The sequence below is a fragment of the Acinetobacter pullicarnis genome, assembly GCF_006352475.1.
Classification (GTDB): Bacteria; Pseudomonadota; Gammaproteobacteria; order Pseudomonadales; family Moraxellaceae; genus Acinetobacter; species Acinetobacter pullicarnis.
In genome coordinates this window covers 3,545,353-3,571,359 of record NZ_VCMZ01000001.1, presented here as the reverse complement: position 1 = coordinate 3,571,359, position 26,007 = coordinate 3,545,353, and the positions used below count along the sequence as shown (strand labels likewise).

Annotated in this window: 26 protein-coding genes and 1 pseudogene; 14 read left to right on the top strand and 13 right to left on the bottom strand. The window is 39.9% G+C overall.

Annotated features, from left to right (window positions below):
* The first annotated feature begins 271 nt into the window (after positions 1 to 271).
* The 11 genes from FD716_RS15990 to rplS all read left to right on the top strand — a co-directional run bounded on the left by FD716_RS15990 (position 272) and on the right by rplS (position 9,682).
* Positions 272 to 454 (top strand): hypothetical protein, encoded by a 183-nt coding sequence (locus FD716_RS15990; RefSeq protein WP_139853242.1) that lies wholly within the window; start codon positions 272 to 274, stop codon positions 452 to 454.
* Positions 451 to 966 carry a type IV pilus modification protein PilV gene (gene pilV, locus FD716_RS15985; protein ID WP_139853241.1) on the top strand — a complete coding sequence of 172 codons (516 nt, stop codon included), beginning with the start codon at positions 451 to 453 and terminating at the stop codon, positions 964 to 966. The genes FD716_RS15990 and pilV overlap by 4 nt, the downstream gene beginning before the upstream one ends.
* A complete protein-coding gene (locus tag FD716_RS15980) occupies positions 956 to 1,951 on the top strand; it encodes a PilW family protein (protein WP_171477115.1) in 996 nt (331 codons plus the stop codon). Before pilV ends, FD716_RS15980 begins: the two co-directional genes overlap by 11 nt.
* The gene (locus tag FD716_RS15975; RefSeq protein WP_139853239.1) at positions 1,944 to 2,630 is read left to right on the top strand and encodes a pilus assembly protein PilX; all 687 of its coding nucleotides are present in this window, start codon (positions 1,944 to 1,946) and stop codon (positions 2,628 to 2,630) included. The genes FD716_RS15980 and FD716_RS15975 overlap by 8 nt, the downstream gene beginning before the upstream one ends.
* A gap of 29 nt (positions 2,631 to 2,659) precedes the next feature.
* Positions 2,660 to 6,334, top strand: coding sequence for a pilus assembly protein (locus tag FD716_RS15970; protein ID WP_139853238.1), 3,675 nt, complete (start codon positions 2,660 to 2,662; stop codon positions 6,332 to 6,334).
* 32 nt (positions 6,335 to 6,366) lie between these two features.
* The gene (locus FD716_RS15965; protein ID WP_228714962.1) at positions 6,367 to 6,945 is read left to right on the top strand and encodes a type IV pilin protein; all 579 of its coding nucleotides are present in this window, start codon (positions 6,367 to 6,369) and stop codon (positions 6,943 to 6,945) included.
* Entirely contained in the window at positions 6,945 to 7,394 is a 450-nt protein-coding gene (locus tag FD716_RS15960; RefSeq protein WP_139853236.1) for a type IV pilin protein, read from the top strand. The genes FD716_RS15965 and FD716_RS15960 overlap by 1 nt, the downstream gene beginning before the upstream one ends.
* Before the next feature lie 137 nt (positions 7,395 to 7,531).
* Complete coding sequence (rpsP, locus tag FD716_RS15955; RefSeq protein WP_139853235.1) at positions 7,532 to 7,789, top strand: 30S ribosomal protein S16; 258 nt, start codon at positions 7,532 to 7,534, stop codon at positions 7,787 to 7,789.
* A gap of 32 nt (positions 7,790 to 7,821) precedes the next feature.
* Positions 7,822 to 8,370 (top strand): ribosome maturation factor RimM, encoded by a 549-nt coding sequence (gene rimM / locus FD716_RS15950; protein ID WP_139853234.1) that lies wholly within the window; start codon positions 7,822 to 7,824, stop codon positions 8,368 to 8,370.
* Positions 8,371 to 8,412: 42 nt separating this feature from the next.
* Complete coding sequence (trmD, locus tag FD716_RS15945) at positions 8,413 to 9,153, top strand: tRNA (guanosine(37)-N1)-methyltransferase TrmD (protein WP_139853233.1); 741 nt, start codon at positions 8,413 to 8,415, stop codon at positions 9,151 to 9,153.
* 154 nt (positions 9,154 to 9,307) lie between these two features.
* Positions 9,308 to 9,682 (top strand): 50S ribosomal protein L19, encoded by a 375-nt coding sequence (gene rplS / locus FD716_RS15940; protein ID WP_139853232.1) that lies wholly within the window; start codon positions 9,308 to 9,310, stop codon positions 9,680 to 9,682.
* A 71-nt stretch (positions 9,683 to 9,753) separates the two neighbouring features.
* Here the strand turns inward: rplS and FD716_RS15935 are convergent, their stop codons facing one another.
* Both FD716_RS15935 and FD716_RS15930 read right to left on the bottom strand, forming a co-directional pair.
* Positions 9,754 to 10,728, bottom strand: a complete 975-nt coding sequence (locus FD716_RS15935) for a lipase family alpha/beta hydrolase (protein ID WP_228714961.1) — start codon at positions 10,726 to 10,728, stop codon at positions 9,754 to 9,756.
* A 3-nt stretch (positions 10,729 to 10,731) separates the two neighbouring features.
* Positions 10,732 to 11,751 carry a lipase secretion chaperone gene (locus tag FD716_RS15930; RefSeq protein WP_139853231.1) on the bottom strand — a complete coding sequence of 340 codons (1,020 nt, stop codon included), beginning with the start codon at positions 11,749 to 11,751 and terminating at the stop codon, positions 10,732 to 10,734.
* A gap of 237 nt (positions 11,752 to 11,988) precedes the next feature.
* Here FD716_RS15930 and truB point away from each other — a divergent pair, with 237 nt between their 5' ends.
* Complete coding sequence (truB, locus tag FD716_RS15925; protein WP_139853230.1) at positions 11,989 to 12,900, top strand: tRNA pseudouridine(55) synthase TruB; 912 nt, start codon at positions 11,989 to 11,991, stop codon at positions 12,898 to 12,900.
* A 106-nt stretch (positions 12,901 to 13,006) separates the two neighbouring features.
* Entirely contained in the window at positions 13,007 to 13,780 is a 774-nt protein-coding gene (locus FD716_RS15920) for a sulfite exporter TauE/SafE family protein (protein ID WP_139853229.1), read from the top strand.
* A gap of 72 nt (positions 13,781 to 13,852) precedes the next feature.
* Here FD716_RS15920 and FD716_RS15915 read toward each other — a convergent pair whose 3' ends face one another.
* Both FD716_RS15915 and FD716_RS15910 read right to left on the bottom strand, forming a co-directional pair.
* Positions 13,853 to 14,299: a copper resistance protein NlpE N-terminal domain-containing protein gene (locus FD716_RS15915; protein WP_139853228.1), complete on the bottom strand. Its 447-nt coding sequence runs from the start codon at positions 14,297 to 14,299 to the stop codon at positions 13,853 to 13,855.
* Between the two features lie 227 nt (positions 14,300 to 14,526).
* Positions 14,527 to 16,050, bottom strand: coding sequence for a TerC family protein (locus FD716_RS15910; RefSeq protein ID WP_139853227.1), 1,524 nt, complete (start codon positions 16,048 to 16,050; stop codon positions 14,527 to 14,529).
* Positions 16,051 to 16,346: 296 nt separating this feature from the next.
* On the opposite strand from FD716_RS15910, the gene FD716_RS15905 reads away from it, so the two are divergent.
* Positions 16,347 to 16,889 carry a hypothetical protein gene (locus FD716_RS15905; protein WP_139853226.1) on the top strand — a complete coding sequence of 181 codons (543 nt, stop codon included), beginning with the start codon at positions 16,347 to 16,349 and terminating at the stop codon, positions 16,887 to 16,889.
* A gap of 408 nt (positions 16,890 to 17,297) precedes the next feature.
* On the opposite strand, the gene FD716_RS15900 is transcribed toward FD716_RS15905, so the two are convergent.
* From FD716_RS15900 to FD716_RS19520, 9 genes and pseudogenes are all read right to left on the bottom strand, one after another.
* Positions 17,298 to 17,648: a hypothetical protein gene (locus tag FD716_RS15900; RefSeq protein WP_139853225.1), complete on the bottom strand. Its 351-nt coding sequence runs from the start codon at positions 17,646 to 17,648 to the stop codon at positions 17,298 to 17,300.
* A gap of 151 nt (positions 17,649 to 17,799) precedes the next feature.
* Positions 17,800 to 18,417, bottom strand: coding sequence for a lipocalin family protein (locus FD716_RS15895; RefSeq protein WP_139853224.1), 618 nt, complete (start codon positions 18,415 to 18,417; stop codon positions 17,800 to 17,802).
* A gap of 82 nt (positions 18,418 to 18,499) precedes the next feature.
* On the bottom strand, positions 18,500 to 18,718 hold the full coding sequence (locus FD716_RS15890; RefSeq protein WP_139853223.1) for a DUF2798 domain-containing protein: 219 nt from the start codon (positions 18,716 to 18,718) through the stop codon (positions 18,500 to 18,502).
* Positions 18,719 to 19,087: 369 nt separating this feature from the next.
* A complete protein-coding gene (locus FD716_RS15885) occupies positions 19,088 to 19,582 on the bottom strand; it encodes a fimbrial protein (protein WP_171477063.1) in 495 nt (164 codons plus the stop codon).
* A 54-nt stretch (positions 19,583 to 19,636) separates the two neighbouring features.
* Positions 19,637 to 20,671 carry a fimbrial protein gene (locus FD716_RS15880; RefSeq protein WP_139853221.1) on the bottom strand — a complete coding sequence of 345 codons (1,035 nt, stop codon included), beginning with the start codon at positions 20,669 to 20,671 and terminating at the stop codon, positions 19,637 to 19,639.
* A gap of 11 nt (positions 20,672 to 20,682) precedes the next feature.
* The gene (locus FD716_RS15875) at positions 20,683 to 23,274 is read right to left on the bottom strand and encodes a fimbria/pilus outer membrane usher protein (protein ID WP_139853220.1); all 2,592 of its coding nucleotides are present in this window, start codon (positions 23,272 to 23,274) and stop codon (positions 20,683 to 20,685) included.
* A gap of 24 nt (positions 23,275 to 23,298) precedes the next feature.
* Positions 23,299 to 23,994, bottom strand: a complete 696-nt coding sequence (locus FD716_RS15870) for a fimbria/pilus periplasmic chaperone (protein ID WP_139853219.1) — start codon at positions 23,992 to 23,994, stop codon at positions 23,299 to 23,301.
* A 78-nt stretch (positions 23,995 to 24,072) separates the two neighbouring features.
* Positions 24,073 to 24,612 (bottom strand): type 1 fimbrial major subunit FimA, encoded by a 540-nt coding sequence (gene fimA, locus FD716_RS15865; protein WP_215895472.1) that lies wholly within the window; start codon positions 24,610 to 24,612, stop codon positions 24,073 to 24,075.
* A 1,187-nt stretch (positions 24,613 to 25,799) separates the two neighbouring features.
* Positions 25,800 to 25,985 (bottom strand): annotated as a pseudogene (locus tag FD716_RS19520) (IS5/IS1182 family transposase); the annotation flags it as partial.
* Positions 25,986 to 26,007 lie beyond the last annotated feature (22 nt).

Below are 26,007 nucleotides of genomic sequence, written 5' to 3'. Positions count from 1 at the left end.
AATATGCAGCGCCACACGATTTGAACTTTGCATAACCCCCGCACAGCAGATCATGTTGTGTAGAAAAGCCCCAATCTGATGAATGGGGCTTTTTTTTATGCCATTTTTTATACGGTTTTTAATGTCAGTCGTGTATCTATATTTTTGTTTGTCTGTTTTAGCAACATTGCTAAATTCTTAAGTTACAGTCATCTGCTTTTCTCTACCCTTTATCTAGTGTCACGCGTTTTCAGAATGATTTCATCTATGCTCTTTTGATGGAGGGCTAAAGATGAGCGTGAAGGGCGAAAGACTCGCGAGCAAAGGCGTTGCACGACAAAAACGTGTGCAGCGTTTTATTGTATTTTCGATTTTTGCTGTTGTCGCTACACCTCCCTTATTACGCCATTTAAAAAATAAAAGTGCAGATGCTGTATCGATGGTATTGCGTTATGTGGCTGGATATCGCACATGAAGTGCTCACAGCAGGGAATTGGGCTGGTTGAGGTCTTGGTGGCCCTAAGCCTACTCAGCATTGCTGTACTGGGGTATAGCGCCTTACAACTGCGTGCCATGGCGGCAACGCAAGATGCAACGCAAAATATTCAAGCCATGAATCTGGCGCGAGATTTGGCAGAACGTATGCGAGTCAATCGGGCCGGCTTTCGATTTTATAAACCTGTAAATGAGTTGACCCAAAATTGTGCTGCACCAGTAACAGAAAGTGGCAGTACCGCAGGCTTTTGCACAGCACAGCAAATGGCCGAATATGATTATGAGCAGGTGCGAAAAAAAGCCGAGCAATCTGCCATGCAAATCGCCATCCTAGATTGCCAAGCCACCACTTTAAGACGCCAATGTATTTATATTTCTTGGGATGAGACCACGCCAACCAATGGTGATGGAGCACCAAATTGCACCCGTGGTGCTGCCTATGTCGCAAATTCGAAATGCATTATTGTGGAGACCTATAATAATGTCGAATAAGCAAACGGGATTTACCTTGGTTGAGCTGATGATTGCCTTGACCTTGGGCTTAATTATTGTGGCCGCAGGACTGGCAATCTTTCTCAGTGGCAATCGAATATTGGCACTGCAAAATGCCATGGATGAATTGCAGCAAAATGCCAATTTGGGACTGGCGTTGATTGCTGCTGATTTGCGCTTGAGCAATTTAAATACACTGTCTTTGCAGCAGGTCAATAATAAAAATAATGGTTCAGGCATTATTTTTAATGCACAAAACTTTCCCCCATCGATGCGTGACAATACCGAAGCGTTGTGGACCAGCCAAGAGCGTACTGAGGCAGCAACCGAATTAAAAAGTGATCAACTTCTGATTCAATACAAACCGGTCTACACCAAGGGCGATAAGGGGGAGGGCTCAAATCGGCGAGAGGTTTATAAAGGGGGCTATAATTGTGAAGGTGAAAAAATAGAATTTAACACTGAAAATCAAGGTGATAATCAGCCTTTCGGGCAAAAAATTATTGTGAATCGCTACTATATTAAAAAAGATCCACAACAAGTACTGGGTGAGCCAGAAGCCTATTCATTATTTTGCCAAAGTGGCTACTATGCCGAGGCTGACACAGCAATCAGCGGCTTCAAAGCAAGTGGCGGCCAGCAAATCATCAAACGAGTCGATAGTTTTAAGATTCGTTTGGGGGTGAAAGCACCCGATGGTCAATTGCGTTATCTCAGTATTAATCAATATTTGGCTTTAATGCCTGACGATCTGACAGCCCAAGAAGCATTTTATAATGTGGTTTCCATTGAGTTAAATCTTTTGGTTCGCGCCTCGACACCACTGAGTAAAATTTCTTTGCCGAATCCCAATGAAAATATTGAACTCGCTGGTAGCACCTTGCGTTTAAAAGACAATCAAAATACAGAAAAGCAGTATCTGCGTCAGCGGATCAGTCAGGTTATTGCCCTTAGAAATACACTGGGGACTGATACGTATGAATAGGCAGCAAGGGATGACCCTAATCATCGTGTTGATTTTGATTCTGCTGATTACGGCCGTAAGTACCTTGGCGGTACGTTCTAGTATTGTTGGGTTAAAAGTAGCGACCAATAGTCACATTCAAGCGTTGCTGATGGAAAACTCAGATGCAGCTTTATTTAACATGGAAGACCCCAGATTAGTTGCACGCCAATTAGCCCAAGACGGCATGTATAGCTATTTTACGGCATCGGAAAATGGCGAAGATGAATTGGTGTTCTGCTATCGCGCTGCGGCAACTGATTTCTTTCGACTTGATCAGGCCAGTGTGATTACTCCCAATGGGGTAACGACCAAAATTGGTGAACAAGGATTTTGTAAAGCCAATCAATTTGCTACAGGCCGAGCCGCAATTTTGGCGCAGGTCTATTTAAAAAAGAATCTCGAATCTTCTGCACCTTTGTCTCAGCTTATTCAAGGAACCAGTTTGGGTCAGTCGCTCTTGCCGATTGCCTCACATCAAATAGGGGTGACGGTGATCTCCGTATTGCCAAGTTTTAGCCAGATTAGTAGCGCACAGTTAGAGGCTTGTTTTAAAAAAAGAGCGAGCGAAGTTAGTCAGTGTTTTAACCAATACAACGTTCCCTATAACACTCAACATGCCGACTATGTGGTCGGTGGACAGCCGAACCAAACTGACTGAGTCAGTCCGATAAATCGATGAGGTGCAGCATGACACGATTTAAAAAACAGCAGTTCAATATTGCCGTGTTGCTCTTATTGATGGTTGTGATCACGCCTTATCAGTCAGGTCAGGCCAGTGATATTGAGATTTATAAAAGTGCAGCCAAGGCCGGTGAAGTCATCATTGTCATGATGTTGGATACTTCAGGCAGTATGGATTTAAATAACACGGTGAATTTAGGCGCAGGGATTAGAAACCGTTTAGAACCGTGTGATTTACCCAGCAGTGCGTCATGGGAAGGGATGAGACCGCAGTTAAATAAAAAATCAGATGATCCCCAAAAAGGCTATCGAGTGAATTATTGTCTGGACGAAAATGGGGTTAAATATTTGGATCGAATCAGTCGCTTAAAAGAGGCCTTATATGAGCTGGCGACCTCCAGTGCAATTCAGCCGAATACTAAAATAGGGATTGGAACATTTCCTTATGCGGGGAGAGCACCGCGAACCAATCAAATGGAAAATAATAGGCGAGCCTATATGCGGATTGCAGCAGACCAATGGGGAGTCGTTGGTTCAGAGCAGCGTCGTAAAGTCTTGCATTTGATTCGCCGTAATGACTTTGTTGGGCGGGGTTCAACGCCAACCTCTGCGGCTTATGCCGAAGCTGCGGCCTATATGTTGGGAACCCATACCGGTGATGGGCCTTTTAGTGGTGTTGATATTGCGGATCAAAGCTATTCAGCGAATTTGACTGTGGGTGAATGGAGTTCAAGGCGTTATCAGAGTCCGCTTAAACAAACCAAAGATCGGGATTCCCAAGAGAATTTAAGCGAAACCCAGTGTGATGGAAAGGGGATTTATTTTCTCACCGATGGCGAGCCACAATCGGTGAGAACACCCAATGAAAACTTAATGGCGAATGCTTTAAAAATATATGAATATCATATTACTGACAAAAGTGGCTTAAGTGGTGGTCGCTATAATAGATCGGGAACGTATTTTTCGTATTGGGGGGAGATTGGCCTTTTTGCACGTTATTTAAATGATCCAGATAAAATAACCGCCATACTGGGAACGGTTTCTGATCCAAAACTACGTACTGCGGTAGTCGGTTTTGGTTCTAGTTTCGATGTGGATGATGAGGTGAAGCAGGTCTTAAGTGACCCTAAAACCCAACGCACAAGAACCTATTACAATTGCAATGCCATTCAAACCGTTGATGCAAGAAATGCCTGTAACTGGGGAGAGAAAAGTCGCTTTGCTGACGGGGTGACACCGACGATTGAGGGGGTGGGCGGCTATGGTGAGGGGGGCTTCTACTCTGCCAAATTGACCGGAGAGTTGATTAGCAGCATTGTTAATTTTATTGAAGAATCTAAACCCAATTTTGATCCATTGATTACGGGTATACCCAGTATCCCGCTTGATCCGCTAAACCCCATTCAACTGCATCCCTTTGGTTATTACGCGACGTTTGTACCAAAGCCTGAAACCAGCTTTCAACTTTGGTTAGGTAATTTAAATAAATATCCAATTCATAACGGTGAATTATTTGGCGCAGACAAACGAATTCGACTTATTGCGGCAACAGGAGAGGTAAATAGCGCCGCTCAAGGGGGGTGGGGCGGTGGTGGCGTTAAAATGAAACTGCCTTTGGGACTTTATAAAAATCCAGACACCCAGCAAATAACCGAGATGCGTAAAGTCTTTAGTAACCGTCGTTTTGATGCCGATAAGCAAAGCTATGAGGCTGCCGAAACCCTCAGTCAAGTGACCTTGGATAGTTTACTCCTACAGCATGCAGGTTTCGATAAACCACGACCTGATCAAAATAAAAACTATTGGTTGAACCTTTTGGGTTTTCGAGTACCAGAGACCAGCCAAGATTATAGCTTAGTAACCTTACCTAAAATGGAGCTGCGTCAATTGGGGGCTTCATTGCATTCTAGACCCATTTTATTGACACAGACGGGGCGTATTTTTGTTGATAATGGCCGAATGAAGAGCGCCAATCGCCAAGACTATTTATTGTTTGGTTCAACTCAAGGGGTATTGCATGTGGTTGATGACCAAGGCAAGGAAGTGCTTGCTTTTGTACCTTATGAAATGATGGAACGGCAAAAACAAGCATTTCTGTCTGAAGACAGCAGTATGGGGGGGGTACAGAAATTATTTTATGGCATTGATGCCCCTTGGACCGCTCGCAGCCAATATGTCACCAGTAAGGATGGGACACTCACCGTGAATGACACCACGCGACAAACACAAGATCAGCAACGAGGGTTATTAAGTTCGAGAGGAATGCAATGGGTTTATGGTGGGTTGCGAATGGGAGGGCGCAGTTATTATTCGCTTGATTTGACTGATCTGACGCGGCCTGTAATGAAGTTTCAGATTGACCCAGCGCATCAACGTATTGTCAGTACAGGCTTAGAAGAGGTGTACAAGACTGTGCCAGCATTGCAGTTTATGGGACAAAGTTGGTCAAAACCCACCATTGCTTATGTGAAGTGGGGTGGGGTGAAACGTATGGTGATGTTTGTTGGTGGCGGCTACGATGCTTTTGGTGAGTTTCAGTGTGGTGCAGCCGACGCAGAGCAAATAGGTAACGATGATCAACCTAGATCCCCGCCAGATCGGCTTAATCAATATAACAATCAAGGCTATGAGTGCCCTAGATATGAGCAAAGCAATGCAGTGGGTGCCGGGGTGTATATGTTTGATGCCAATAACGGTCAGTTGTTGTGGTGGAGCAGTCGTCAGGCAACAGAAAAAGGGGGAGCAGTCGAGGCGAGCTATGATGCAAATTTAAAGTACAGCGTTGTCTCACAAATCAATACCCTTGACCGTGATAATGATGGCCTGGTTGATACACTTTATTTTGGTGATTTGGGCGGCCAAGCATTCAGGATTGATTTGGATAATACTGCCCAGACAACTTCCGGTTTTGCCAAACGCGTGGTACAGCTTTATAACGGGCATTTAGATACCGGTTTAAGTCCACGTTTTTATGAAATGCCAAGTTTTTCAGTACATAAAGACAAGGTCGGGCTGTTTGGTGTAGTGGCCCTAACTTCAGGCAATCTCAGTTCACCTCTGGCGAGCGCTGAGCTAAGCGCACAAGATGGTGTTTTTGTGATTTATGATCATGATGTTGCGCGCAGTGATTTGTACAGTGATAAACCCTTATTGAATCATAAATATATTAGACGACTCCATTTGATGAATACCGTAAAAGGTATTCCTCGACTCACTGAAATTAATCGAAGAGTTGCCCCAAATACTGGCTGGTGGTATCCGTACTCAAGGATTAAAGGCGATTATAAGGGCTTAAGTGAAATCTTTGCCTTGGACAATATGCTGTATGCCAATGTCTATGACCGAAATGGCAAGGGCCTTGGCGGTGGTTGTGGTGCGAGTGTGTTGGGCGATTCTTATCTCTTCCAATTCTGTCTACCGACTGGTAAATGTCGGCCTCAGTATAAATATAATGTTGAGGGCGTCCCCAATCGGGTCAAAATTGGTGCTGGAATCTTAGGAACCCATTTAGGCAAGGGTTATAACAATCGAGATGATAGTCTTGGGATGATTTTGAATCGGGAAAAAATCGGAGAGAACTGCACGCAACCCGAATATCAAAATAATCCTGAATGCCAATTGTTTAGGTCTAAAGTTACGATCAAACATTTACGCTGGTATGAACAGCGAGCGGATTCATGAAAAAATGTAGAAGCCGGCTGACGAATAGGGATTTGTCTCAGCGAATCACACCAGTCCGAGGTTATGGCTTAGGTGGTTTTAGTTTGATTGAATTAATCATTTGTTTAATGTTGCTGAGTATTTTGGTGGGCTTCGCTGTGCCACGGTATAAGGCCTATTTAGAACGTAAGGATCTGGCAGAAGCCAAACAGCAAGTGCTGCGAATTTCAAGTGAGCTAGAACGGTTTAAAGCACGTAATTATAGCTATCAGGGCTTTGACTTGGCAGATATCTATCCCAGTTATGATGCAGCGAGCAATCAGTTGCTGTTGCCTTTGGGGCAACCTGCTGACGCTGCAAATTATGTGATTACTTTGCTCGATTTTGAGAGTAAACAGAAATTAAATTTAAGTGTAAACCCAAGTACAGCAGGGAGTGGTCGTTATTCGCCAGTGACAGGATTAGATTGGATCATGAAAGTTGAGCGAAGCAGAAATAATAATGGCGAGATTAAACAACCCAATAATTATGATTTGTTGATCAGTAGCAAAGGCATGCGTTGCATGACTAAAACGGCAAATGTCGTCAGTAGTCTGAACGATTGTGGAACGATTTTAAGTGAGCCGTGGTGATGAACGCTATAAAAATAAGCAATATTAAAAAAATAAAAGCATTTAGCTTGGTTGAGTTGATTATTGCCATGAGTATTATTGCAATATTGGTTGGGATTGCTTATCCAAACTATTTAAATTACAAAATTCGAGTTAATCGTGTCGATATGCAAGCTGAAATGCAGCGCATTGCTGGACAGATACAACAATATCGCGCAATTAATCAAAACTATACGGGTGCCACGCTTCAGCACTTGGGTATTACTGCGATTTACCCCAATTCAGGCACTGCCTATTTTGACTTAAATCTCAGCGCTACAGCACAAGGGTGGACGCTTAGCGCGATTCCCAAAGCGGACAGCATGCAACAAAACAATGGTGCATTGGTGCTGAATAACTTGGGTCAAAACTGTTGGGTTGAGGGTCAAATTTGCCAGCCAAATGCCACGACAACGTGGAATAAACGCTAGGATTTGAATTCAAAAAAATCTTATTTGCGGATAACTCAAATTTTGAGCTTTCCCTTATCGTTAAAATATCGTAAAATATCCGCCTTTTTAGGTTCAACCGAATCTAAGAAGTATTTCCTTCATGTGAGAGTATTAACATGGTTGTAATTCGTCTAGCACGCGGTGGTGCTAAAAAACGTCCGTTCTATCAAGTTATTGTAACTGATAGCCGCAATGCGCGTGATGGCCGTTTCATCGAACGTATTGGTTTCTTTAACCCGACAGCTCAAGGTCAAGCAGAAAAACTTCGTTTAGATGCTGATCGTTTTGCTCATTGGGTAGCTTTAGGCGCTCAACCGTCTGAACGTGTTGCTTCTTTAGCTGCTCAAGCGAAGAAAGCAACAGCTACTGCATAAGTCGTTTTGTACGTAATCGTAGTAGGTAACCCATGACACCAACACAGAATGTTCCCGAAGATCGTATTCAGATTGGACAGTTACGTTCAGCATATGGATTAAATGGGTGGCTCTGGATCTATTCCAATACAGATCCGATGAGCAACGTGTTTGACTACTTACCTTGGTACATTGAGACCAGTGCAGGTTGGCAAACCGTAGAAGTAAAACGTTGGAAACCACATGGCAAAGGCTTAGTTGTTTCGTTAAAAGGTGTGAGCGATCGCACTGCTGCGGATAACTTAGTTGGCGTAGATGTTTGGATTTCCAAGTCGCAACTGCCTCAACCAAGCGTGGACGAGTTTTACTGGTCTGATTTAAAAGGCTTAATTGTATTAGGTCTGGACGATCAAGAGCAGGAAGTTAATCTCGGTCAAATCCACGAGTTGTTTGAAACAGGCGCCAATGACGTGATGGTGGTACGCGCTACACCTGAAAGCGTTGATGGCGAAGAGCGCATGGTGCCTTGGCACCGTGATGTGGTACAACGAGTTGATCTTGAAGCTGGTCGTATCTACGTAAATTGGGGCGTAGATTATTAATCCTTTAAGGATAAACGCAGCAGGAAAATAGAGGAGTCTGCGATGTTTTTTGCAGTCATTACGCTTTTTCCTGAAATGTTTGAAGCGATTACAGCCTATGGTATTAGCGGGCGTGCGGCAAAACGTGATCTAGTACAAGTTCATTGTATTAACCCACGTGATTTTGCTGAGGGCAACTACAAAAGAGTGGATGAACGTCCATTTGGTGGTGGTCCTGGAATGGTGATGATGGCAGAACCTCTGTCAAAAGCGATTCACCATGCCAAACAGCTTGCAGTGCAAGCAGGTTATGTTCATGTTCCTGTGGTGTATATGTCTCCACAAGGAAAGACCTTAAATGAACCTGCGGTACAACAATTCGTCAACTATGACGGCCTAATTGTATTGTGTGGACGTTATGAGGGGGTCGATGAGCGCCTAATCCAGAAACATGTCGATCAAGAATGGTCGATTGGGGATTATGTCTTGTCGGGTGGTGAACTTCCTGCGATGGTTTTATTGGACAGTATCATTCGACGATTGCCGAATGTGATGTCAGATGAACAATCTGCGGTGCAAGATTCATTTGTGGATGGTCTTTTGGATTGCCCACAATATACCAAGCCAGACCATTTTGAAGGTTTGGATGTGCCTGAGGTTTTAAAATCTGGGCATCATGCCAATATTGAAAAGTGGCGGTTTTTGCAGCGATATCAGCGCACACTTGAACGCCGACCTGAATTGGTCGAACAAGTTGAACTGAGTAAGCAGCAAAAGAAATGGCTAAAAGATTTAAATACTTGAACTTATTTTAATAAGCTTTAAGTCTCTGAGAATAGGCTCTTTGTTGCTTGAGAAGGTCAACAATAAAGGGAAAGATAATCGGGTTGATATGCGTTTTAGCCTCTATCCCCAGCGGCATTCAGACCTCTTCTGACCCGCATATTGGAGATTCCACATGAGTGGTAAACATCCTTTAGTACAAGCTGTTGAAAATGCACAGTTAAGAACTGATCTTCCAGAATTTGCTCCGGGTGATACAGTCATTGTTCAAGTAAAAGTAAAAGAAGGTGAGCGTGAGCGTCTTCAGGCTTTTGAAGGCGTTGTAATCGCGAAGAAAAACCGCGGCTTGAACTCTGCTTTCACCGTTCGTAAAATCTCTAGCGGTGTTGGTGTTGAACGTGTTTTCCAAACACATTCACCAATCGTTGCTCGAGTCGAAGTGAAACGTCGTGGTGACGTTCGTCGCGCTAAACTTTACTACCTACGTGAATTATCTGGTAAAGCTGCACGTATTCGTGAAAAATTACCAGCTCGTAAAGTTAAAGCTTAAGTTTCTTAAGTTTTATACGAGTCAAAAAATGCGCTATCTAGCGCATTTTTTTATGTCTGTTGTTATCTGAGCTAGACCCCTTTTAACTTCAATCGATTGGCGTGTTGGCGATAGATCGCAACGGGATTGGGGGATTGCATCGAGCGTAAGCCTAGGATTTGATTAATCTCATCAAGATGGTTCCAGTTGTAGTTATCACGGACGGTATGACCAAATTTAGCACTACAGCGACCCACTAGGCCATCATTGTCATGACCCGCATTGATCAGTTTACTGCTGGCGCGTAATACCGAGTCTGGATCTAAAATATTGGTGACAACTGATGTCCCACTCCATGAGTAAAGTAAAATACCATCTTGCTCGTAGGCGCCTTCACTACAGTCTGAAGCCGATAAACCCATTGGAAATTGTTGATTAAATTGCGCTGCACCTGCCGTGGATAAACTACGCGCAGAAGCAAAAGGATCATGTGGAAACTGTGTTGGATCGAGTTGTTGTGAACGCTGGATCGCCGTGGCTAAAAAGTCGATTGCGGCAAGTAATGGCCTTTCAAATTTGGTGTGTTCGGTTTGCAATGCGAAATCTGCCACAGGCGAGCCCAAGTGTGGGGAACCAATAGTCGTCAGCGATGCGATGCGTTCAGGCATAATCCCAGCAACATAGCGAATAGTCAGCCCGCCGTGTGAGTGTCCAATTAAATTGACTTTTTCAGCACCAGTAATCGCCAGAATATCCTCGACCTGACGCAGTAACTGCTCACCACGAACTTCTGTGGAGTTAAATGGAGAAACCCGTGTGGCCCAGACACTGGCACCATTACGTGCCAGATCTGGCAAAATTTGATACCAATAGTCGATGCCGAACTGTGCCGAGCCTAGTCGATCAAAGCCCGCCATGCCATGATTAAACACGATGGGGTATTGGGTCTGCGCATAATCTGACGCGACATAATCTGCGTTGACCTGCTGTACCTCAACGGCTGTAGCGCGCTGTGTCCATATCGCGAAGACGATTAAATAAATAAAGAGATGTTTTAACGTCATCATGGTTTATTCCGCAAAGTCCAAGGCCTGCCCTTGTTGATGTGCTGTTTCATAACTTTTTAAACGTAACTGTTGCTGTGGGCTAATGAAGTGCCGATCCCGCAGTTGCTGGATGGCTTTTTGTTTGGCTGATGGACTTAGATTACTTTGGCTAATGATATCTTTTTCCGTTAAATACTGTTCAACCTGCTGTTTCCAAAGGCGACGCTGCTGATCTAGTCGTTCTAGTCGCATGGTTGCCTCTACACCCACCAATTGCTGCCGCATTTGCTGTAACTCTGCTGCTGAGCCACCACGTGCTTTAATTTCGGCACTGAGGCGTTGTAGGTCATCAAGCTGACTCAGCTGTTTGAGATTGGCGTGTAGGTCGCTGGGTAATTGTTCGGTGAGTCGTTTCAGTTGCTGCGCTTTTTCTGCCGTACTCAGTTGATCATTGTTGATGATTTCGAGCCGCTGTAGGGTATAGCGGTGATAATCATCTTCATGTTTAAACAGCGCCTCAATTTCTGCGATAGAAAAATAACGCTTTTTGAGCTCTTGGTTTTGCAGGAAAAGCTGTTGAAAATATCGCGAATCATTTTGTTGAATGGCATTTGGTGTTAATTCGGCAGCAGCTTGTCGATACTTTAAATAACGACCCCATAATTCTAAAATTTGACCCTGTGCTGGATCTGGATAGTTGGCTTGTATGAAAGCTTTAAAATCTTTTTGAATTTGTTGAAATGGTTTTTCACCAGACTGACTGAGGAAATATTCAAAACAGTCTCGGGTCTGCTCGGTCGTTCTCAAAGTATTGGTACTATTGATTTGAATCTGGCAGTTAATCTCAGTGTCTTGCTGGCTTTGACTTGCCCAAGTTATGCTTGATGGTGCTGAATTTACAGGTGTATTCATCGGTGTGTGAGATGTCGCAGAAGTCGTACTATCTGGATGTTGCGTAGATGTTTTAAAAAAAATCAAATACAGCAGACAGGCGCTGGCAATCAGTACGATTAAGATCAAACTTTTTATTTTCTGTTTAGACATTCAAAGTCCTTCACCGGATAGACAGCTGTCGAGTTGAGCGTTTGAATCGCAAGGTTTCAGTTTAAATCTGCAGTTATTTTATTTTGGGTCAATGAATGCTAAATCATAGCATTAATAATTAATCATTTATTTGTGCGGTGTGGTTTTGTATTTAAAAATACTTTGGCAGAGAAGGGCTATATAAATCGTGCCGCGATTGTTAAGATAAACCGTTAAAATTGATCCCCATTTAAAATTATGAAAGCAGCGTCTCCTAAAATTCAGCGTCGTCATCTGAGTGGTGTGTTCTTATTGAATAAACCCTTGGGGATTAGTTCAAATTCGGCGCTACAGAAAGTACGCTATTTATATCGTGCGCAGAAAGCCGGTCATACGGGGGCGCTTGATCCATTGGCCAGTGGTTTATTGCCGATCTGCTTGGGCGAAGCCACGAAGTTCTCTCACTTTTTATTAGATTCAAACAAACGCTATCGCACTGTGGTGAAATTGGGGCAGCAGACCTCAACCGGTGATGTTGAAGGTGAAGTCATTGCAACGTCAGCTGTACCAGCACTAACTGAAGCACTGGTTGAGCAAGTATTGCAAGGCTTTCGTGGCGATACGCAGCAAATTCCACCGATGTATTCGGCTCTTAAAAAACAAGGCCGCCCGTTATATGAATTGGCGCGTCAAGGGATAGAGGTTGAGCGTGAACCCCGTCCAGTGCATATTGATTTGTTGACATTGATTGATTTCACAGAAGATACCCTCAGCTTAGAAATCAGTTGCTCAAAAGGGACTTATATTCGCGTGTTAGGTGAAGATATTGCCTTAGCGCTTGGCACTGTTGGGCATCTGGTGCAGTTGCATCGTGTGCAAACTGGGCCGTTTGACTTAATTCCTGAATATACCATTGAATATTTAGAAAGCTTGACGGAGCAAGAGAGAGAGCAGTTGTTGTTGCCAGCTTTTGCGCCAGTGCAGCATTTACCGCAGATCCAAGTGCCTGAAGGTCGCGCTGATTTTTTCCGTAATGGTATGGAAAGTAATATTGATCATGTTGCCACTGAACAGGTCTTGGTTTTTGATGCTGAGTTATGCTTGGGTTTGGCTGAAATCACCGATAAAAAACGCTTGGTGCCGAAACGTGTATTGAATCTGGAAAGTTAAACAATCTATGTTTAATGCGCCTACTCTTCCGCGCCATGTCTGTTTCAATACGTGATAGGGTTGCGGTGGAGTGTAAAATTTTAATTATAAAAAGAAGCATCTAGATATGGAAATTGAACTGATTCTCAGCTTGGTCTTTTTTGCATTCTGTGCCGGTGCGATTGATGCTGCAGTGGGGGGCGGTGGTTTGATTCAAATCCCTGCACTAATGGGCAGCTTGCCACAACTCGCACCTGCCACGGTCTTTGGGACCAATAAACTGGCCTCTATCTGTGGGACAGCTTCAGCCTGTGTTTCTTTTTTGAAGCGAGTTTCTTTGCAGTGGAAGCTGCTGTTGGTGATTGGTGTCTGTGCCTTCATCAGCTCTTTTGTTGGTGCCGCCTGTGTATCGCTGGTGCCAACCGCGATTTTAAAGCCATTTGTTTTGGTGATGCTGATCGTGATTGCGCTCTACACCTTATTTAAGAAGCAATTTGGGCAAGTGCATGTGACCCAAGCGCTTACCAGCAAAATTTTAGTTTTGGCAGGGCTTGGTAGTCTGTTAATTGGCTTCTATGATGGAATTTTTGGCCCAGGTACGGGCAGTTTCTTTATTTTCTTTTTTATCCGCTATTTAAAAGTCGATTTCTTGCATGCTTCCGCGCTATCAAAGATCGCTAACTTTATGACCAACTTCGCTGCATTGAGCTTTTTTATTCCGGCAGGGCATGTGCTGTTTGGTTATGGCTTGATGATGGCCGTAGCCAATGTGCTGGGTGCGGTGCTTGGGGTGAAGTTGGTACTGAAATATGGCAGTGGTTTGATCCGAATTTTATTTTTAATTTTAGTCAGTGCTCTGATTTGCCGTCTAGGCTATCAAATTGTGATGGATTTTATTTAAGCCATAGATGTTTGTTTTTTGACTATATATCGAATAAAAACCGATTCCGTTGTGTATCAACATCGCACGAGGTTAGCTTTGCTTATAGATGCGGAAGTCCTGATAGGCCTGATAAGGTTGATCCGACTTGGTGTCTATAATTTCCATATAGTCGTTGCCTAAAATTAGCTTGCTTCTGTCTTTTACATTTAACAATTCAATTTTAAGTTGTTGCTGATCTAGAAATGAAAATGTGCCCATCAGTACTTCAGGCGCAGCCTGAGTACTTAGACTGGTACGTGTCAGGATAAATTTCTGGTCGGGTGTAATCTTTAAATCAATGGCCATGCTTTCACAGTCGGGACAACGAGAAACACAGCCCACGCAGGGAATCACCCCAGAATAGTCACCGACCCATGCCGCCAATTGAGGATGATGCTCGGATGAGAGCGCATTGGTTTGCGGAGCATTTTGCTTTGGCTGTTCGGAGCAAGCGGACATTAAACTGGCTGCGACAAACATATAAACTAATTTATTCATAACGGGGTCTTGGGATTTCGCGGTCGGGCAAAAAAAGCTGCAAAAGTATAGCGGCAGGCTCTATTCATCGCAAATAACATAGACGAATCATTCGGCAGGCAAACCATCACACTGAGAAATCATTAGGCAAACGAAAAAGTGTGCTACACGATGGAGTGTTGAATATCAAAAAAGCAAAAAGAAGACACCGCTTGCGGTGTCTTCTTTACGGTGGCTGTTGTCGCGTTTTAGATTAAAGTAATCATCACTGTTTTCGCTAAATTACCATCTAATTCAATCACTTCAAAATGTAGACCTTGATAATCAATATGAGAGCCAACTTCGACGATGCCATTACATTTATCGAGGATTAAACCAGAAACACTGATATAACTAACATCTTCTTCAACCAAGTCAAAGCCAAGTGCCAACTCCAATTGGTATAAATCGAGCATGCCCGATGCCTTCCATGTGGTGTTGTCGACTTGGATTAAATCAAGCTGCTCATCTGCATCGGGAAATTCTCCAGCAATCGCTTCAAATACATCCAGTGGTGAGATCAAACCTTGAATATTTCCAAACTCGTCACTGACCAAAACCAATGAGCCTTTTGACGTGCGTAAGGTATTAATTGCATCAATGACTTTCATTTTTTCAAAGATATAGATTGGGCGATGCAATTTGATTAAGGCTTTAAGTGCTTCTGCATTATCTAAAACATCAAGCAGTTCCTTAGCGCGAACCACTGAAATGACTTTATCGAGATTACCGCGACACACGGGGAATAAACTGTGTGGAACAGATAAAATCCGTTCACGAATCTGCTCGGCAGTGTCATCCAAATTTACCCAAGAAATTTGGCGACGTGGTGTCATGATGGAGGCAACAGAACGCTCTGCCAAGGTTAATACCCCACCGATCATATAACGTTCTTCATCCGCAAAAGCTTTTTGAGCTTCAACATGTTGGGCGTTGTCTGTTAACGCCTCCATTCGGCCACCCATCAGCTTGAGAATTGAATCTGCGGTGCGATGTCGTAATGGGATTTTAGATTCGTGTTTGGCGACATTACGTTGACCAAATTGATTAAAGGCTTCAATTAAAATGGCAACGCCAATACCAGAATAGATATAGCCTTTTGGAATATGGAAGCCAAAACCATCTGCAATTAAACTAATACCAATTAATAATAAGAAGCTAAGACAAAGAATAACCACGGTTGGGTGGCGATTGACAAAAGCGGTTAGTGATTTAGAGGCCAGTAACATCACGCCCATCGCCACAATCATGGCGACCATCATCACATAAATATTATCGACCATGCCAATGGCAGTGATGACGGAATCTAAAGAGAAGACCGCATCTAATACAACGATTTGGGTAACAACTGCAGTAAAACCTGCATAAGCCACTTTGGTGGTGAGCTTAATTTCAGGTTTACCTTCCATTTTTTCATGCAGTTCAGTGACTGCTTTATAGACCAGGAATAAACCACCAAATAAAAGAATTAAATCTCGACCTGAGAAGGTCAACTCAAAGAGTGTAATAAGTGGTTTGGTCAAAGTGACTAACCAAGAGATCGCAAATAATAAGCCTAAGCGCATGATCAAAGCGAGAGAAAGGCCAATCACACGAGCCTTATCGCGTTGTTCTGGAGGAAGTTTTTCAGCCAAAATGGCAATAAAGACGAGGTTATCAATACCTAAAACAATTTCTAAAACAATCAGGGTGAGTAAACCAACCCAAATGCCAGGGTCTAATAAAAACTCCATTAATTTGTACTCCAGCAAGCGTTAACTGAAATCAAAGTTTTTTTTATACCTTTTGCAGGCGAGGGATCCATATAAGTTGACCTTTTTCCAAGAGTAAAATTGATTATGCCAAAGCTTAGAATTTTTAGAAGTTTTTTTTTTAGAAATTTATCCATTTATTTTATGGGCTAAATCATGCTGCAATACTGAAATATTAAGTGAGTTAAAGCATTTTTGTTCACCCATATTGTTTAGTATTTATATTTAATTCATTTGTTTTTTAATTAATATTAAACTATTCTATTTCGTTAATATACTTGTCACAGATTATTTCCCAGCCAAGACTTGAGCAATTTGAAAATAATTTTATTTCTTTACCCATTAAAGGGTATTTCATCTCCCGATATCGAGGGCTTCACATGACACATGTTATAAACGTTTATGAAACACCGAAAAAACGTAAGATCCTTTCTTCTTTCCTTTCTTTTTTATTGCTCGCAATTTTATTTATAATTATGACCGCAATCAGACAGAAATCAGGTCCGGGTATTAGTGCTGCACTTGGGATGGCAATTGCATTTTATTTTATTAACTTTCCTAAATACTCGGTTCTCGCAGATCAGATTAGCTTTAAACAAATCTTTAAAAAAGTGAGCTGTCCGTTTAATGCGGGGACATTTAAAATTGTCGAGAAAAAAGGCATCGCTGCTTTTTTTATGGCATTTAAATCAAGTATTCATGTCATTGAATATACCTCGACTGATGGGAAAGCGCGTAAAGTAGTTATTGGTGGCATGTTAGATCAACATGATCTTGAAGCTATGTTTGAGCAAATACCTGAAAGCTCAAAAATCCAGTAAGAATTGTTTTAAACCCTGTCAAATAATAAAAGCCGACTGATGAATCCGTCGGCTTTTATCTGCAACTACCTTAGCCATATACGCTCGAGATCAGGTCAGTTTATTTTATCCTTCGCCATTTTTCTGGCTTGCAGCTTAATCAAAAAAAACCAATAGCAGAGCCCAGGAAAGAGCGCCATAAACAGGGTTGGAAGATCACTCAATCCTTTCCACAATTCATAAAAATAAAGAACGGAACCAAAATAAGTAATAAGTAATAAGGGTAAAGGGGAGAGGAATAAGGCTTTGGCAATAATTGCCTATTCTTTTTAGCTTTGGTTTTGTTGTCGGCTTACTGTCCGACTGGATGTTACAGCGCTTTTATAATGTCAGCCAAGCCAAAACAGTCGCGCTAAAAGACGAGACCGATTAGATCTCGTTAAACAAATAGCTTGAGCAGAACATAAGCTCTAGTTTTTGTATTTGGGTGTTGAGTAGCGTGGCTTTAGTCAACAGATAGTCACTGAGTTGCACATCGTTATTGACCTCATATACCTGATAAAGGTGTTCGCCTGCACTATCTTTTTCCTGAAGAATATCAATAATGAAGGCATTACTTGAGTTGATTTCTAAGCCAGATATTCTGATTCCAATATATTTTTTGCCCTCTTGGTCTTCAATAAAGTCGATATCTGTTTCACTTTCATCAATTTTGACAAAATGATCTTCTCTGTTATATAAAACAAAAACATCCGGCAACTCTAATGTTGGTAACAGCATTAATGATCCCTGCAAAATGAACAGTTATAAAGGCGTGTCATTATAATAGAAAAACCTTGCGTTAATACAGCATGGACTGCATTGGTTACTTTTTATTTGATAGCGCGCGCATCCAGATTTAAATCGGGTAGTCAAAAGATATGTGAGGCCATCAATACCGATTGCCTGCCTCGGTTTCATTTGTTGGTAATATCATCAGCATTGGGTTGGTGGTTTGCTTGGTTTGAATAAGATCACCTAAATCATAACCGATGCTTTGCGCATAATTGAGGTAGGCTTGAATCGCGGCTGGATCTGGATTTTGTGTACGCGAGAGAATCCACATATATTTTTTGCTGGGGCCACCGACCAACACGGTTTGATAATTTTGATCAAGTTTTAATACCCAATAATCTCCACGCCCAACAGGTAACCAGCGGATTGCTTTGGGTAAGAAGCTGACTTTGAGTTTAGAATTGGCTGGTGGGTTTTGTACCCATGCTTCGCCTATTGCCTGCGAAAGCTTACCAGCTTTGCTATAGCAGCGATTAGTGACCTCAATGTTTCCATTTTTATTTAAAGCATAGCTTGCACTGACATTATGGTCGCATTTATTTTGGAAACTGAGTGGTTTTCTAGCAATTTCATGCCAAGTCCCTAAGTATTTAGACAGCTCAATATGATCAACGGCTTGAACCGGGGCAGGTTGTGCATATGTCGCTGCTAATATATTGCTCAAGAAAAGAGTGCTAGCGAGGCTAACTTTAATCAGGACTTTAGTGATATTCATGCTGCTCGTCCATTTAATGAAATGATGAATTAATCTAGATAAATGATATTAATATAACTCATATTTTAAAGCACTGAGCCGACTATTCTTTGTGGTTATTGACTGGAGGTGTTTCAGTAATCTGCAACAGAAAGTTGTGAACCAAAGGCAAGAAAATCAGAATAAGCGGATAGGCAACAAGCCATGAAAGCAGCCAACTGTTTAACCATGCCTGAAAGAAGCCTTCGAAGAATCCGCTATATATCCACATATTAAAACAGGAGAGTGAGGCACTCATTAAGCCCGATAAAATGAGAGGCATAATCCACGCGATGCTCTTAACCAGGAATTTTGGAATAGGGCCAATGAAGTTGTGGCTGGTTTTATACGGTCACACTTGCGGCTTGAAGCTGCTGATATCTATATATAGACAAATAAAACATAATGCACCTCACTGTACTTGATTGTTTAAACCACTAAAATCACTCTCTTTCATAAATTCGATATTTTAGGACTATTTGAGAATCAGCGATTTGCATGTAGTGGTAGTTATTTACTACAGCGTTCAAGAAACAAGTTCTATTACTCAATCTTAAACGTCACGATATAAACAGGATTCATTGCAGATGCCAAATGAAGATTTCTCTCAACTTATTTAAAGATCTGTAACTACAAAATTCAGCGAATTCATTTAGTCATATTCTAATAAGAAATTAGCAGTCGCATTTGCTTTACCGGCGGAGACCTTTTCACCTGTAGAAATATAATTAGCAAAAAAATCTAATTTAATATTCTCACTCCCTGTATCATTTTGTATAGAGGAGTACGTCCCTAGAGGTAAGGTTTTTTTATCTTTATCTAAGATTTCTATTGCAACATTTTTCGCTGTCGAACTAGCACTTAACCTTAAATACTTTACATTGGTCGGATCAGATTCACCTATAAATGAAATTGCAACTGTATCTGACGTACAACCAGCCAACTGAATTGAAAAAGGTATTGATTGCGTTCGCATCGCAACATTAGACATACCTCGAGTCATCCATGTACCAAGTGCAACAGTAATATCTTCACTCCCTGGTGATACAACACAAGTTTGTTCAAAAATAGTTGCTTTCAAAGTCAGGTTGATTCTAACTACGGGATCTGCAAATAACGGAGTTGAATAGAATATTCCACTGATCACAAGAAACCTTATAATGTTCATTATTCTCATCTCATCTTTTTAAAGCAATATTCTTTACTGAAAATCAATCCGCACATGTCCCTGTGAGCTGAGAGGACCTGCATTGGGTTTAACACCTGTCAGACTCACGGGCCATGCTTTTAATACAAAGCTACTCCGTGAATTTTGATCTAATTTAAAAGGAATATAACTTGAGCTATTATTAGGAACTAAAACACGATCATTCTTATCTGCGATTAGAAAACCAACATCTTTGTTATCGGATCTAATCATATTGCCACTCGGATTTATAGCCTCAATGCGGGCCGATAACATCTGTTGTGCATCTATATTTTTACACTCAATACCGATGGTTTTTATCATGGGATTTACTCCAGCAGGTTTGTTTCCTACACCTACATTAGAGAATCCACTTGATGGGATTTTTCCAAAATCAAATTCGATCACACTTCCAACATCAAAAACACATGATTGAGGCACGGTCATCGTTGCATTCAATTGAATAAGAGAAATTGGCACGGTAGGTTTATCCTTCGCTGAGGTTGCGGCATAAATCAATCCGATATAACGACTTACAACAAAAGACTGTCCTACAAACTTCTTTTTAACTCTTAATTTTACTTTAATTTTTCCACCAGATGCCCATTCAGGACCACATTTATTACATTGATTGCTGATCGCATTTGTTGGGATTGGCTCATACGTTCCTCGGTTGCCCCCAATATACACTTGCATGGCAACCTGTAAATAATCATTCTCTGGAATATCATACCAATAGGTCATTTTATCGGAATTACCCGCTAATATGAGCGAATTTTCAGGCAAAAGCGTAAAATAAACTGGACCCAATTTGCCACTACAGGGGCTTGGTAAAGTATATGTTCCTCCTCGGTTTAAGGAGATCCAATTGGTTGAATAACCCACATAATTTTCTTTGGAATCAAAATCAGTATCATAATTATAGATGTAAGGAGCATTATTTCTAGGAACACAAGATACGGAATATGCATGGGTTGACACCATTAAGCCAAGAGCAAACAATATCGATTTTAATCGTAGCTTAAGCAAGTTAGTAACCATTCTTTTCATCTTATAAACGCCTATTCACATATTAGTTCTAAATTAATTAGGCCCGTATATTGATCTGCTTTTTCAATCGTATAAGGTGCTGTACAACTTTCAGCTGCGGATGTTCCCCATACAATTTTTAGACTGCCTTTATCTGCCAAACCACTTAAATAGGTTTGACCATCTTGACCAACGATACTATTAATTTTTTGATTTTCTTCGGTTACAGCAGAAGCATATGGGACGTGATTATCTAAGTGTTTCAGCGTAATCAAAGCTCTGTGCCCAATACGTGAATCAAAATTGGCTTTAATAATTGCGCCTTTCATTGGTACAATATTCTGAACGTTGGTTAAGATTTCTGTTTTATGATCGAGATCATCGGTGATCAGGGCAATGCGATTCATACGATAATTATCAGCGAATGGTAAAATTGCATAACCACGTGAATCAGTATGTATGTTACGTGAGTTCTCAATTTTCACATTTTTAGCACCCTTCGCATCAACTAGAATATTGGTATCACCTAAGGATTGACCTAAAGTCAAACCGCCAGAATGTAAAATCATCCCACCAGATAAATCATAGTTGATACTTGTATCTTTACCACCTTCAGCAAAGTTATATGCCATACCACCGCTACCATATTTAGTATCTAAGCGCACTGCTGCTGTACCGAAACCACCAGTATCTGTATTCTGACCATGTAAAATGCTGTAATTTAATGCTTGGTGTTCGAGTAAAGAACCATTTAAACCTGTTTGTATAACATTCCCACCAGAAGAATTTCGAACAATATTACTATTACTGTAAATTTCATTTTTAACTCGATCTCTTGAACCGAAAAAAGCATTCATTGGAAAAGAAATCGTTGCAGAAATCGAATTATTGTTTGCATTTAAAGTATTTGAAGCATTGAAAGAATCTTGTAGACTCCATGCAAGTGAATACGTTATAGCTTTTATAGTATTTGCATAACCGAATTGATAAGAACGAGAAGGTTCTGGTACATTCCAGTAAGTCTGGTAGTTTACCGATGCATACATTGATCCAAAACTATTTAAATTCTGAGTGACATTAAATTGAAAGTTGCCTCGCCTTTTATAGTTTAAATTATAGTATGAAGATGGATCATTATAGGGGTTTCCAAAATCATCATAATTTTGATCAAACTGAAATGATTCCATCGATTTGTAGGCAACATCATTTAATGTGTAAAATCCTTTGGTTGAATAACGATAACCCATAAGTTGAAAGGTTGTTCCCAAGGTATTTAGTGATTTTGAATAAAGTAAGCGATAGGATTGGCCACTATGCTCCTCACCATTCGCCAATGTGCTGTTTGCTTGAGTGGCATCAAAAGAAAAAGCACCAAAACGGCCCCAGTTTTTTCCGATGCCAATCAACGTTGCTTTATAATCTGAAGCAAGCTGTGTAGCACCATACCCTGTCAGGCCTTTACCGAAACCATGGCTAATAATACCTTGTACAAAAAAAGGAGTGCCTTGCTCATTATTACCACTTCGGAATTCACCCATGGCTATATCAACTTTTGTACGGCCTTCACGTAATAAAATGGGTACACCAGAGTAAGGTATAATGAAGTTTTGAACGGCACCGGTACTTTCTTCAATCGTTACATTTAAATCACCACTGCCAGACATAGAAGTTAAGTCATTGATTGCAAAAGGACCAGCTGCAACATTGGTTTGATAAACAACATATCCATTTTGCCGAATAGTAAGTACACCTCTACTATTGGCAATACCGCGAACAACAGGTGCATATCCTTGTTTACTGATGGGCAACATTGCATCTGAACTATATAAGCGTATACCGCGAAAACCAACACTATCGAAAATAGCGTGATCCGTATTACTATCCCCCAGAACCAATTCACTCTTTATTGGAATGATTGATTTCTCGGCATAAGTTTGAATATTATTCCATTTTGACGTATTGGTATTATTTAGCTTTTGTTGAAAGTAATTATAACTTGATAAATTTTTAAATCTAAAACCACCTATATTAAAGCCAGTATTTAGAGAAAGAAATATATTATTACTATTTTCGGAGTTACTACCAGTCAAATTATAGTTTAGAGAAGCTGCAGTAATACCATCATCCCATTCTGAAGGTGGTAAATATCCGCGTGCTTCACTCTCCACCCAGATATTAGGTATACTAATATCTAATCGTTGGGATGAGAAATTGTAAGAAATATTAGATTCTGGAATATATTTTTTTAAATCAATACAGCTTTGATTATTTAAATTTTCAGCATCAGGAAAATCATAGACTTTGACACCAATAGAAAGCAACCATTTGCTATCGATACACGGTGTCAAACCACCTGAAATTATGTCATTTTTTTCTGTTTGCACAAAATTAAAATCTTTAAATGCTATAAAATCCTCATTCAAGAAAACATTAACTTTATATATTCCTGCTAATTGGTAGCCACTTTCAAATTTTGATAGATCGGCAACTGAGGAATCTGATGTATTCAGCAATAAGGCAGGATTAAAATATTCTTTTGCATGAACTACACTTCCAAATAAGAAAACATGCAAAGAGACAATGTGAATATAAAATATTTTTTTTGAAAATTTTATATTTTTCATTTTGATTCAACCTGATTAATTTTATTAATTACCGATCTTTTTTTCAATTGCTTTAGTGAATGCACCAAAATCATTAATTGTTTGAAATGAAAAACTTTTACCGGAAATATTTAAATTTTTTTCTGAAAATGGTTCTAACATCATATTATCTTGTTTAATACCATCAATACTTATATTAACTAGTGTCATAAAGTAAGGTGTCGGATTTTTAATTATAATTTTATTATCTAAAAGATACGCATCAATTATTTCTGGAGCATCCTCAACCGCAATAGATAATTTTTTGGGACGCATCATCATTTTGATCCGAGAGAGAATTGCCAATTGCAAAACATTATTTTCCTCTAAATCTTTCTGATTTACAGATGGAATTGCCTGTACATTGAGATAATACAAGGTCTCTCGATCTTGAACTAAATTCTGATTTGTATTAACAATACGAAGTGAGTTTTCTGATTTTGGTTCACTCACTAACATAGGAGGGGTAACAATTACACTCTTAGTCGCTTTTGAAGATGCATCTTCAACCCATGCATTAATTAAAAATCTTTTTTCTTTCGTGCTATTAATAACAGGCATTGATGCCTGTTTTTTATCTTGTTCATATATTAATCTTGTTGCCCCCAAAGCAATCCCACCATTCGATGCATATGAAATATTCATTAAAGAAAAAAATATGATAATAACTTTAAATTTATGGTGTATTAATTTAATTAACATTTTATTTTCCAAAGTGAGTAATGAGCATTTTAAGAAAAGAAGATGATACTTCTATAAATAGAAGTATCATCTTATATATTATTCGTATGTAACTACAAAGTTTGCATCTGCATATGCTTTACCAGCAGTTGCTTTTTCAGCTGTAGATTTATAACGAGCCATAAAGTTAAGGGTATTATCACCATCAATTAATGTCTGTGCGGTAGATAAAACCGTACCATCTGGAGTTAAAACATTACCCTTACTATCTGAAATCTCAATACCAACACCAGTAGCTGATGTTGCATTTGAAGATGGACCAGAATGAATTTTTAATAAAGTGGTATCAGTTGAATCTATAGGACCAGAGAAAGCAATTTGTGCTGTTTTAGAAACTGCTGTATCACAATCAACTAATTTAATTGTGAAAGGTTTATTTGATGTGTATTGACCAACAGCAGTAATATTCGCTGTACGGTGTTGACCTAAAATAACAGTTTGATCAGCTGTATCTGAACTTACAGCACATGCTGCATTCACAAACTCACCGCTAAAGTGTACTGCACCACCATTTACAGTTGTCGCCGCTTGTACTGTACCGGTAATTAATAATGCTGATACTACGAATAATTTATTCACAATCTATTTCCTCAAAAGATTTATCTGTTTAATAAGTCAATTTTTACTTATTTAAAGTGCAATATGTGATTTTTAACACATTTTGCAAGCGCATTAAATTAAATCCGACTGTTTAGGTCAAGTTAAATTTTTAAATTAAAGTTATGGCGTGTTAATTTTTTTTAGCAAACAAGACCTTAGCAATTGCTTGTTTTTTGTAACAAGCAAAAGTGGTTATTTTTTTATCTTTTGTTATAAATGTTGGTATGTTTTTAAAAAACTAATATTAAATTATTGATTATATTTGATTAATTTTATATTTATTTTTAATTTTTGGTAAAATAAACACTCATAATTTGCAGCGAGAATAAAAAACATTCGGATGGAGTAAAATGGCTTTGTTACATAAATATTTAATCCGTAGTATTTTGCCAACACAATAATTTAGGATACAACTTGGGTGTTGGGTCGAACTAATGCAGCGTAAATATTTAATGCTGTAATTCAAAAATAAACCTCATTGATCTGACCTTTAAAATCTCGTGACATGAGAAATTTTTATATAATGACTATTGTTATTTAAATGATGATTCAGTTTTTAAATAACTTGGGGAGTAATTCTTGTTTTGGTTAGACAATATTCTGGTTTTTGATTGAAAGCTTATTTTAATTTATCTGTAATTGGTAATTAACCTGACTTTGATATATAAATAAGTATAAAAGCCTCTTTGTGCATAATGTGTTGGTTGTGGGTTTAAAATAATATAAGGTGAGACTTTAATGAGCTATATTTTCTAATTATTCTGGATGATTTATACAAAAAATTAATGAACCTTTTAATAAAGCTTTAATCAAAAATCAAAAAAAGATTTAAATAATCTGCTTTAAGCTTATTAGAATTTATAATAGTCATTATTTTATTTCTTAAATCTGGATTTGAATTGTTCAAATATTTCTATTATCTGATGATCGTTCCATTTTGGAGATCAGCTTTTCTTAGCATCTGAAATACAAGCATTTTATTGAGATTATACCCAGTTACCTACAAGAATTTATGGTTTTCCTCCCCTCATACAACTTATTAAATAAAGCTGTTATTGGTCTGTTAATGAAGCATATAGATACACCGTTTCATTTATAGCCTCAATTTTCAATAAAATATATTTTCATCTTTACTCACAGGTATTTCATCATTTTCAATAAATTTAGACCAAGCGTCTGATTTTATATAAATACCAATCCATATCATCGTTGCGCAATTTTGTATTCAGTTGCGTTGGAATGTTTGCCTTGGTTTTTGTGTTTATAATTTGTTCCCTTAATTTTTCAGAATCATAGCCTTTATCGGCACATAAAGTTTCAGTTGATTCTAGATCTAATAGATCAATTAAATCACGCCAAGAGCAACCTATTCTT